The organism is Mesorhizobium sp. M2C.T.Ca.TU.002.02.1.1, from assembly GCF_003997225.1.
Map to the genome: position 1 here is coordinate 1 of NZ_RZTO01000973.1, position 2076 is coordinate 2076.

General features: G+C 63.8%; 4 protein-coding genes. 1 reads left to right on the forward strand and 3 read right to left on the reverse strand.

Annotated features, from left to right (window positions below; translation table 11 throughout):
* Positions 1-32 precede the first annotated feature (32 nt).
* Positions 33-248 (forward strand): hypothetical protein, encoded by a 216-nt coding sequence (locus tag EOD07_RS32165; RefSeq protein ID WP_041003655.1) that lies wholly within the window; start codon positions 33-35, stop codon positions 246-248.
* A 249-nt stretch (positions 249-497) separates the two neighbouring features.
* Here the strand turns inward: EOD07_RS32165 and EOD07_RS32175 are convergent, their stop codons facing one another.
* From EOD07_RS32175 to EOD07_RS32185, 3 genes are all read right to left on the reverse strand, one after another.
* A complete protein-coding gene (locus tag EOD07_RS32175; protein WP_041003653.1) occupies positions 498-1256 on the reverse strand; it encodes a M48 family metallopeptidase in 759 nt (252 codons plus the stop codon).
* A 120-nt stretch (positions 1257-1376) separates the two neighbouring features.
* Positions 1377-1856 (reverse strand): DUF2852 domain-containing protein, encoded by a 480-nt coding sequence (locus EOD07_RS32180; RefSeq protein ID WP_127238125.1) that lies wholly within the window; start codon positions 1854-1856, stop codon positions 1377-1379.
* Between the two features lie 115 nt (positions 1857-1971).
* Positions 1972-2076 (reverse strand): benzoate/H(+) symporter BenE family transporter (locus EOD07_RS32185; protein ID WP_164772749.1); only part of this gene is annotated, 105 nt, incomplete at its 5' end.

Sequence of the window (2076 nt, forward strand, 5' to 3'; positions counted from 1 at the left end):
GATATAGGATCAACAGGCGGGAGCAGACACCCATGGCCGACCGAACCGTCGCCGAACTGAAGCAGAAGATCGCCCAGGCGCGCGAGGTGATCGCGCATCTGATGGAAAAGTCCGACTTCAATGGCGCCGAGGCGCACCGGGCGCTGGACTATTTCGGCAGCGACGCGTTCGACCGGAATTTTTTGCCGTGGCCGCATTCCGAGGAAGGGCTGAGGCCGGAGGAATTGAACGCGGCGAATGACGATTGAATTGCTTATGCCGTGAACTGGGTAGGTGTCGGCGGGACAGCGCCCCCCTCTGGCCTGCCGGCCATCTCCCCCACGAGGGGGGAGATCGGACATCACGCCGGCTTTCGCCAATCGCCACGTCGCAGAATGGCGCCATCGGCGGAACTGCCAATCTCCCCCCTCGTGGGGGAGATGCCCGGCAGGGCAGAGGGGGGCGCGAAGGAACTCCGGCGTCTTAAACGTTGCGCGCATGCGCGCTACAGCGGAGAGCTACTCGAACACAATAGCCTGCAACGCCCCACCATTCCGCTTCAGCCAATCCTTGCAGCGGTCGGTGTCGGGGCAGAGCTTCTCGCACAATCTCCAGAATTTCGGGCCGTGGTTCATCTCCTTGAGATGCGCCACCTCATGCGCCACGAGGTAGTTTATCACCGCCGGCGGCGCCATCATGATGCGCCACGAGAAGGAGAGATTGCCCTCCGAGGTGCATGATCCCCAGCGGCTGGAGGTATCCTTATACCTTATTGCCTTGGCGCGCTTGCCGATCGCCTCGGTGTGCTTGACCACCAGCCTCTCGATCTCCTTCTTGGCCTCGCGCTTGAGATAGTCGGCGATGCGGCGCGGCAGATGGATGCGCTCGCCATGCACGATCAGGAGCGGACCGCGCTCGTCGCGCGAGACGGTGACGGTGCCGCGCTTCGAAGGCTCATGCACGATGCGGTGCGGCACGCCGCGGATCGGGATCCTGATGCCGGGCCTGACCTGCGGCCTCGTCGGCACCTTGGCCAGCCGCTGCTCCAGCCAGTCCTGGTGGCGGTCGAGGAATTTCTCCACCTCGCCGCGGCGCAGGCCGGGCGGCACGGTGACGCGCAGGCCCTGGCCGCCGGAATCGATGCGCAGCGTGAGCCGCCTGGCCCTGGCGCTTTCGACGATCTTCAGCGGCAGCGTTCGGCCGGCGACGCAATGTTCGCGCTCCACCACAGGGGTGGGCTTTGGCTTGGTCAGATTGCGAAAGAAGCCGAGGGTCATGGCTGGACGATACGCGATTCGAAAAAAACGGCCAGTGGAGGGAAGCTACAAAGAGAACAAAAAAGAAACGGCGCCGCTCGCGCGACGCCGTTTTATCAGCCTAAGACCTGTCGCAGGATCTCAGTCGTCGAGCAGGTTCGTGCCCTTGCCGCGCTTCTGAGCGGGCTTGTCGCCCGGTTCGGTGGTGGTCGGCGCGGTATGCTTGTTGCGGTTGGCCATGAAGCGGTCGAACTCTTCCTGGTCCTTGGCACGGCGCAGCTCGCGGGCATAGTCGTCGAACTCCGTCAGCATCTCGTCCAGCTTGCGGCGCTCCTCGGCGAGGCGCTCCAGCTCCTTCTCGCGCCAGTCGTCGAAGGCGACGTTGCCGGTGCGGGCCGAGCCGTAGCCCCAGCGGGCCGCCTTCTCGGAGCCGCGGCGGCAGCCGGCGAAGATGCCGTCCGTGGCGCGGTTGACGTCGCGCTTGAAGCCTTCCAGCCGGTCGCCCCAGATGATGTAGGCGAGCATGGCGAAGCCGAGAGGCCAGAACACCATGAAGCCGATGACCATCAGCGCGATGGTGGCCGGCGTCCAGGCCGGACGGATCAATGCAGTCGTATTCATTTCTCCCAATCCTTCCGTTGGAGACAGCCAAACCGGCTGCGTGGAATCGAAATGGGAAGGCGAAATAGGCGATTCAAGGCAAGTCCGGCCAAAACCGGCGAAGCACCTGAAATGATTATCGCTTTTTGAGTTTTTCCAGGAAAAGCACTGCCATTCCGGCGACCAGCCCCCAAAATGCCGCGCCGACGCCGAAAAGCGTGAGCCCCGAGGTGGTCACCGC